Annotated in this window: 6 protein-coding genes; 3 read left to right on the top strand and 3 right to left on the bottom strand. The window is 71.2% G+C overall.

The window, feature by feature from the left end; all coding sequences use genetic code 11:
* On the bottom strand, positions 1 to 523 hold a 523-nt coding region (locus tag D588_RS0105950; RefSeq protein WP_345775582.1), incomplete at its 3' end, for an RNA methyltransferase substrate-binding domain-containing protein.
* A 485-nt stretch (positions 524 to 1,008) separates the two neighbouring features.
* Between D588_RS0105950 and D588_RS0105945 the strand changes: the two genes are divergently transcribed.
* The gene (locus tag D588_RS0105945) at positions 1,009 to 2,070 is read left to right on the top strand and encodes a hypothetical protein (RefSeq protein WP_017915329.1); all 1,062 of its coding nucleotides are present in this window, start codon (positions 1,009 to 1,011) and stop codon (positions 2,068 to 2,070) included.
* Positions 2,071 to 2,112: 42 nt separating this feature from the next.
* On the opposite strand, the gene D588_RS0105940 is transcribed toward D588_RS0105945, so the two are convergent.
* Entirely contained in the window at positions 2,113 to 2,670 is a 558-nt protein-coding gene (locus D588_RS0105940; protein WP_026143426.1) for a GNAT family protein, read from the bottom strand.
* Between the two features lie 164 nt (positions 2,671 to 2,834).
* Between D588_RS0105940 and D588_RS0105935 the strand changes: the two genes are divergently transcribed.
* Both D588_RS0105935 and D588_RS0105930 read left to right on the top strand, forming a co-directional pair.
* The gene (locus D588_RS0105935; protein WP_017910593.1) at positions 2,835 to 3,578 is read left to right on the top strand and encodes a polysaccharide deacetylase family protein; all 744 of its coding nucleotides are present in this window, start codon (positions 2,835 to 2,837) and stop codon (positions 3,576 to 3,578) included.
* Entirely contained in the window at positions 3,575 to 4,696 is a 1,122-nt protein-coding gene (locus D588_RS0105930) for a glycosyltransferase family 4 protein (RefSeq protein WP_017915327.1), read from the top strand. The genes D588_RS0105935 and D588_RS0105930 overlap by 4 nt, the downstream gene beginning before the upstream one ends.
* 24 nt (positions 4,697 to 4,720) lie before the next feature.
* On the opposite strand, the gene D588_RS0105925 is transcribed toward D588_RS0105930, so the two are convergent.
* A complete protein-coding gene (locus D588_RS0105925; protein WP_017915326.1) occupies positions 4,721 to 7,846 on the bottom strand; it encodes an efflux RND transporter permease subunit in 3,126 nt (1,041 codons plus the stop codon).
* Positions 7,847 to 7,850: the final 4 nt, after the last annotated feature.

Below are 7,850 nucleotides of genomic sequence, written 5' to 3'. Positions count from 1 at the left end.
CCTCGGCCACGCGCGCGGCGGCACCGGACAGCGCCAGTGCGGCCTGCTCCGGCAACAGGATCGCGCCCACGCCGAAGTGCGCCGCCGAGCGCAGGATCGCGCCGAAATTGTGCGGATTGCCCACGCCATCCAGCCACAGCGCCAGCGCCGGACCCGGCGCCAGCGCCTGCAGCCAGTCGGGCAGGGCCAGCGGCGCGACGCGCAGCACGTCGGCGACCACGCCCTCGTGGTGGCTGCTGGCGGCGAGCTTGTGCAGATCGGCCTCGTCCACCACGCGGTAGCCGACCCGGTTGGCCACGCACCACTTCAGCAGCGGCTGCAATGCCGGGATCCGCGCCTCGCTCAGGTACAGCTTGCGGATCGCCTCCGGCCGCCGCGCGTACACCGCGCGCACCGCGTTGAGGCCGTAGAGGCGCAGTTCGTTGCGGTTGGTCGGCGCCGCCGCACCCTCACCCCCGGCCCCTCTCCCGGGCGGAGAGGGGGGATTCCCACCGCGTGGGCGGTTGCCCCAGGGCGAGGTCATCGGCGCACGCCCGCGGCGCAGGCGCACCGCGCCGACGCGGCACAGCGGGAACGAAGGGCATGACGCATGGGACTCTCCTGAAAAACGCACGGGCGCGCGCCCGGGACGGCGCGCTTTGGGGATTTTCGCTCATCCGCGCCCCACTGGCTGCCCCGGCATGACGCAGCGCGGCCCCGAGACTTGTCTACGTCATGCACCGCAAAGCGCAACCCGCATTCCGGCCGCACCGTGAAGTGGTTCGCTCCCGCCTTCCACCGTGCGGAATTCGCGGCAGCGCATGCGCAAATCCGACAAGCCTGGCGTGCGCATCGGGTCCATTGTCGCCGCTCCTTCCGCCACCATGCAGGCGCCATCGACCCACCATCACCGTGCCATTCGCTTCGCAGACGGGATACCTGCGATGGCCTGCGCCGCCGCATCGCGCAGCGCCGTGCTCCGCGGGCTCCCGAGAACGCACTCCGCATTCTCACGACAAGGCGATTCCCATGCACTCCGACATCCGTCCGTTTTCCTCGTCCGCACGCCGCTGCGTGCACGCCGCCCTGCTGCTGATGCTGCCCCTGCTCGGCCTGAGCGCCAGCGCACTGGCCCAGACCGCCGCGCCCGACGCCCGCCTGGCGCGGGTCGGCGCCCTGCCTGCCGCGCACAAGCCCACCAACGTCCCCGACGACTACATCCAGACGCCGTTCGGCTACTTCGCGCCGGCCTGCGTGCGTCAGGTCCATCGCAGCGACCGCGTGCTCGCCGACGGCGCCCTGCAGCATGCCGATGGCGCGCGCGAACAGGCGCAGGCCTGCACCCAGGACAACTTCACCCCCAACGGCACCCGCGTCCACCCCGACGGACGTGGCCTGGACGGCCAGCCGATCCGCGCTGGCGCGGCAATGCGGGCAGCACGCGCGCGCGGCGCGGTGCCGCCGCCGATCACCCACGACTGGGTGCAGTCGGCCATCGACGTGACCGGCAACAAGATGGGGCGCATCGTGGCCAGCTGGACGGTGCCGCAGAACCCGACCAACGTGGCGCAGCAGACGGTGTACTTCTTCCCGGGGATGCAGAGCGACGATCCCACGATCCTGCAGCCGGTACTCGGCTACCGCGGCTACAACGACAGCTGGGACCTGAGCAGCTGGAACTGCTGCCAGGACGGCATGGTGTGGCACAGCGACTTCATCGCGGCCAGGGCCGGCGACCGGATCGTCGGCGACACCTACGCCACCTGCAACAACGGCCTGCCCTGCACGAACTGGAACGTCGACACGCGCAACGTCACCACCGGTCAGAGCGTGCGGCTCAGCACCACCTACGACATCAACTCCCGGACGCACCTGGTGGTGGGCGGCGCGCTGGAAGTCTATGCGGTGGACAGCTGCGACCAGTATCCGCCGGACGGGAGCATCACCTTCGATGCGATCGGCGTCTACGACTACCGCATGCAGAAGGTGGCGTCGCCGGCGTGGGTGTCGTACAGCGACAGCTCGGGCCTGGACGTGCAATGCAACTACGCGGTGGACACCACCGCGACCTCGGCCACCATTTCTTACTGAAGCCGTGGCCCGCGCGCGTCGCTCGCACGGGCGACGCGCGAATCAGGCCGCCGCCCGGGTCCGCGCGAACAGGCGCAAATCGCGCGGTTGTCCATCGCGCAACGACAGTTCGCGGCGCGTGCCGATCTCAACGAAGCCGTTCTTCTGCAGCACGCGCGCCGAGCCATGGTTGTCTGGTAGCGTCAACGACTCGATCCGCTGCAGGCGCAACGCCGGCACCGCCCAGTCCAGGTAGGCGGCGACGATGCGGGTCATCCGGCCCTGGCCCCAGTGCGCGCGGCCGAGCCAGTAGCCGAGCTCGGCCCGCTCCGGCGCCGGCTGCGCCGCTGCATGCAGGCCGATCCCGCCACAGGCCTCGCCGCCGATCTCGATCGCCAGCACCGGGTCGTTCAGGTCGATCACCTGCCCGCCCAGGAAGGCCTCGCCGTCGGCGCGCGTGTAGGGATGCGGAAAGCGCCGGCTGAGCCCGCGCGCCACCTGGGCGTCGTCGGCGTGGCGGACCAGCGCATCCAGGTCCTCGGCACGCCAGCGCCGCAGCACGATGCCGTCCAGATGCAGTTGCAGATCGCGCCAGGGGGCGGCAGCGGCGGTCTCGGACATCGGCGGCTCCTGCGGCAAGGGAAGCGCAGCATAGCCGCCGGCCGCGGCCTGCACGGCGGCGCGATCGTCTACGGCTGAGGGTTTTACCCGACAGACCAGCGAAAGCCAGGCCCGGTAGACTCCCGCGCCGCACCTCGCCCTTCCGTCCAAAGAGCCGTTCCCCGATGCCCTCCGACACCGCCGCCACGGCCCGCATTCCGATTTTCATGTACCACAACGTGGCCGAGGCGCCGCGGCACCTGCAGGTGTACCGCAGCCTGTACGTCAGCCCGGGCCGCTTCGCCCGGCAGATGCGCCTGCTGCAGCGGCTGGGCTACCGCGGCGTGTCCATGTCCGACGCCATGCCCTACCTGCGCGGCGAGCGCCAGGGCAAGATCGCGGTGGTCACCCTGGACGACGGCTACCTGGACAACCTGCACGCGGCGCTGCCGGTGCTGCAGCGGCTGGGTTTCACCGCCACGGTGTACATGGTCAGCGGCTGCATCGGCCGCCACAACGTGTGGGATGCGCAGAAGCTGGGCATCGAGAAGCCGCTGATGAATCTCGCCGAGCTGCGCCAGTGGCGCGCCGGCGGCATGGAGATCGGCGCGCATACCCGCTCGCATCCGCACCTGACCGGCTGCAGCGATGCGGCCCTGCGCGAGGAGATCGGCGGCTGCAAGCGCGAGCTGGAGGACCTGCTCGGCGAGGCGGTGCCGCAGTTCTGCTATCCCTACGGCGACGTCGACGACCGCGTCGCCGACGTGGTGCGCGAGGCCGGCTACACCGCCGCCACCAGCACCCGCCGCGGCCGCGCCCCGGCCGGCTCGGACCCCATGCGCTACCCGCGCATCCAGGTCGCGCGCCATCACCTGCTGCCGCAGTTCGCGCTGCGCGCCTTCACCGCCTACGAGGACCGGCGCGGATGAAATTCCTGTTCGTCGGCACCAATCCCGAAAACACCGGCGCGGCCACCCATTTCGTGGCGCTGGCGCAGGCGCTGGCCGGCGTCGGTCATCAGGTCGAGGTCATCGCCTGCGAGGGCGGCCTGATCGCCGACGAACTGCGCCGCAGCGGCATCACCGTGCACGTCGGACACTTCCGCAACGTGCTGGACCCGGACGGCTACCGGCCGCTGCTGCGCGTGGCGCGGCGCAGCCGGCCGGACTGGCTCGTGGGCAACTTCGGCAAGGAATACTGGCCGCTGCTGCTGGCCGGACGCGTGCTGGGCATCCCGGTCACGCTGTTCCGCCACCGCACGCCGGCGATGAGTGCGCTGTCCGGCTATGCGATCCCGCGCCTGGCGGCGCGCTTCTTCGCGGTGTCGCACTACGCGCGCCAGGCCTACCTGGAGCGCGGCGTGCCGGAGGCGCTGGTGCAGGTGCTGTACAACCCGGTGACCATGGAGCGGCTGCGCCCGGATCCGGAACGCGGCCGCGCCATCCGCGCCGCACAAGGCCTGCCCGAGGATGCGATCGTGCTCGGCTACAGCGGGCGCATGCACGCCGGCAAGGGCATCTTCCCGCTGCTGGAAGCCGCTGGGGCGGCGATGGCGCAGGAACCGCGCCTGCACTGTCTGTGGCTGGGCGACGGCCCGGACGCGGCGCAGTTGCAGGCGCAGGCTGCGGCCCAGCCGCACGGCCAGCGCCACCGCTTCGTCGGCTGGGTCAACGACACCACGCCCTACTACAACGCGATGTCGATGCTGGCGTTCCCGTCGCTGGCGCCGGAAACCTTCGGCCGGGTCTCGGTGGAGGCGCAGGCCAGTGGCGTGCCGGTGCTGGCCAGCCACGTCGGCGGTACCGCGGAGACGCTGGACCCCGGGGTCAGCGGCGAACTGCTCACGCCCGGCGACGTGGACGGCTGGCGCGATGCGATCCTGCGCCTGTGCGACAGCGAACGGCGCCAGCGCATGGGCCAGGCCGGGCGCGACTTCGTGCAGCGCCATTTCGGTGGCGCGGTGATCGCCACGCAGTTCGTACACCTGCTGCAGCAGCCGCGCTGCGCGCCACAGCCGCTGGCGCCGTCGCGCGTCGATCCGGCCTGAGCGCGGCTGCCTGAGCGGCCCGGCTCAGGCGTGGCCGCCGACCGACGGGGTCTGCGCTTCCAGCTGCTGCAGGCGCTGCTGCACCGCGTCCGGCGAGCGCGTGTACGGCGCCAGCAGCGCATAGAACGCCGGCACCACGAACAGCGACAGCAGCGTGGACACCGATACGCCGAAGATCACCACGATGCCGATGGTGGCGCGGCTGGCCGATCCGGGGCCGCCGGCGACCACCAACGGGATCGCGCCGACCACGGTGGCCAGCGAGGTCATCAGGATCGGCCGCAGGCGCACCGCCGAGGCTTCTACAATCGCATCGCGCACGCTGCGCCCGGCATCGCGCAACTGATTGGCGAACTCCACGATCAGGATGCCGTTCTTGGCCGCCAGCCCGACCAGCATGACGATGCCGATCTGACTGAACAGGTTGAGCGTACCGCCGCTGATCGCCAGGCCGATCAGCGCGCCGAGCACGCCCAGCGGCACGGTCAGCATGATCACCAGCGGGTGGATGAAGCTCTCGAACTGCGCCGCCAGCACCAGATACACGATCAGCAGCGCCAGGGCGAAGGTCAGCAGCACCGCGCCGCCGGCCTTCTGGTACTCGCGCGATTCGCCCTTCCAGTCGAGCTGCGCGTAATCGGGCAGTTCCTCGCGCGCCACCTGCTGCGCCCAGGCGATCGCCTCGCCGAGCGGATAGCCCGGGGCCAGGCCGGCGTTGATGGTGATGGCACGCAGGCGATTGAAGCGGTGCAGGTTGCCCGGCTCGGCGACTTCGCGCAGGGTCACCAGGTTGGACAGCGGGATCAGCTGGCCGCTGTCGGCGCGCACCCGGATCGCCGCCAGGTCGGCCGGATCGGCGCGGCCGTCGCGACTGGCCTGCAGCATCACGTCGTACTCCTCGCCGTTGTCGACAAAGGTGGTGACCTGGCGCGCGCCCATCAGCGTCTCCAGCGCGCGGCCGATCTCGGTCACCGGCACGCCGAGGTCGGCTGCCCGCTGGCGGTCGATCTCCACGCGCATCTGCGGCCGGGTTTCCTTGTAGTCCGAGTCCGCCCCGACCAGCCCGGGGTTGTCGGCGATGCGCGCGAGCAGGCGATCGCGCCATTGCGCGATCTCGGCGTAGTCGGGGCCGCCGAGCACGATCTGGAACGGTTGCCCGCGGCTGTTGACCAGGCCGCCGCCGACCTGGGTGCGCGCACGCACGCCGGGCAAGGCGCGCAACTCTTCCTGCAGCGTCGCGGCGACGTCGGCGGTAGCCACGTCGCGCTCGCTCCAGTCGCGCAGGAACACGCTGACCCGGCCGGTGTGCATCTCCTCGCTGGCGCCGAAACTGCCGGGCACGCGCGGATTGGCGCGCGCGATCGGCTGGCCGTCGCCACGGTGGCGGTCGAGGATGGCCTCGACCTGGTGCATCTGCCCCACCGTGTAGTCGAAGCCGGCGCCTTCCGGCGCATCGATCATCACCTGGAACGAGCCGCGGTCCTCGGCCGGCGCCAGTTCCGAGGGGATCACCCGCGCCAGCAGCGCGCTGGCCGCCAGCGCCGCCAGCAGCAGCGCGCCGAACACCCAGGCGCGGCCGACGTGGCGCTCGAGCACGCGCCGATAGCGCGCGCTCAGCCCCTGCAGCCGCGCCTCGACCCAGCCGTGCACGCGGTTGGGCTTCTCGCGCGCGTGCGCCTTGAGCAGCTTGGACGACATCATCGGGGTCAGGGTCAGCGCGACGAAGGCGGAGATCGCCACCGCCGCGGCCAGCGCCACCGCCAGTTCGCGGAACAGGCGCCCGGTGTTGCCCTCGAGGAAGCCGACCGGCAGGAACACCGCCACCAGCACCGCTGTGGTGGCGATCACCGCGAAGGCGACCTGCGCGGTGCCGCGCCGCGCCGCCACCAGTGCCGGTTCGCCCAGGTCGACGCGACGCTGGATGTTCTCCACCACCACGATCGCATCGTCCACCACCAGGCCGATGCACAGCACCAGGGCGAGCAGGGTCAGCAGGTTGATCGAGAAGCCGAACGCATACAGCGCGATGAACGCGGCCACCAGGCACACCGGCACCGTCACCGCCGGGATCAGCGCCGCGCGCACGCTGCCCAGGAACAGCCAGATCACCACCAGCACCAGCACCACCGCCTCGATCAGGGTGTGGTAGACGCGTTCCACCGAGGCATCGATGAACACGGTGGAATCGAAGGCGACGAAGATCTGCGTGCCCTTGGGCAGGGTCTGCTGGATCTGCTGCGCGGCCGCGCGCGCGGCGCGGGCCACATCCAGGCTGTTGGCGGTGGAGGTCTTGACGATGCCCAGGCCGACGTTGGGCACGCCGTTGCTGCGGAAGTAGGCGCGGCGCTCGGCCGAGGCCAGTTCCACCTTGGCCACGTCGCCCAGCCGCACCACGTAGCCGTCGCGACCCTTGCCGAGCGGAATCGTGGCGAAATCCGCCGGTGCGCGGTAGCTGCGCTCCACGCGCAGGGTGAAGTCGCGGTCGGCCGACTCCAGGCGGCCGGCCGGCAGTTCCACGTTCTCGCGGGCCAGCGCGTTCTCCACGTCGGCCACGGTGAGGTCGCGCGCGGCCAACTGGTCGCGGTCCAGCCAGATCCGCATCGCATAGCGCTGGCGCCCGCCCAGGCGCACCTGCGCCACGCCGTCGATGCTGGACAGGCGATCCACCACGTAGCGTTCGGCGTAGTCGGACAGCTGCAGCGCATCCATCGTGCTGGAGCTCATGTTGAGCCACAGGATGGCGTCGGCATCGGCCTCGACCTTGGCGATCTCCGGCGCGTCGGCCTCGTCGGGCAGGCGGTCGAGCACGCGGCTGACCGCGTCGCGCACGTCGTTGGCGGCGGCCTCGATGTCGCGGGTGGCGCGGAACTCGATGCTGATGTCGGCCACGCCGTTGGAACTGCGCGCCTGGATCGTCTCGATGCCTTCGATGCCGGCCAGCGCGTCCTCCAGCACCTGGGTGATGCGGCTCTCCACCACCGCCGCCGAGGCGCCGGGGTAGCGCACCTCCACCGACACGATCGGCGGATCGATCGCCGGCAGCTCGCGCAGGGTCAGCCGGCTGTACGCCATCACCCCCAGCACCACCAGCAACAGGCTCATCACCGCGGCGAACACCGGCCGGGTGATGGAGACGTCGGACAGCTTCATCGCG

This window comes from Xanthomonas sp. SHU 308, from assembly GCF_000364645.1.
In the GTDB taxonomy this organism is placed as follows: Bacteria; Pseudomonadota; Gammaproteobacteria; order Xanthomonadales; family Xanthomonadaceae; genus Xanthomonas_A; species Xanthomonas_A sontii.
Note: the sequence above shows the minus strand (reverse complement) of the source record. Positions and strands in the feature narration are given on the sequence as shown.

Bases quoted from the DNA above. Each gene is read 5' to 3' on its own strand.
- D588_RS0105945 (WP_017915329.1), top strand. From the start codon at position 1,009: ATGCACTCCGACATCCGTCCGTTTTCCTCGTCCGCACGCCGCTGCGTG.
- D588_RS0105925 (WP_017915326.1), bottom strand. From the start codon at position 7,846: ATGAAGCTGTCCGACGTCTCCATCACCCGGCCGGTGTTCGCCGCGGTG.
- D588_RS0105935 (WP_017910593.1), top strand. From the start codon at position 2,835: ATGCCCTCCGACACCGCCGCCACGGCCCGCATTCCGATTTTCATGTAC.
- D588_RS0105930 (WP_017915327.1), top strand. From the start codon at position 3,575: ATGAAATTCCTGTTCGTCGGCACCAATCCCGAAAACACCGGCGCGGCC.
- D588_RS0105940 (WP_026143426.1), bottom strand. From the start codon at position 2,670: ATGTCCGAGACCGCCGCTGCCGCCCCCTGGCGCGATCTGCAACTGCAT.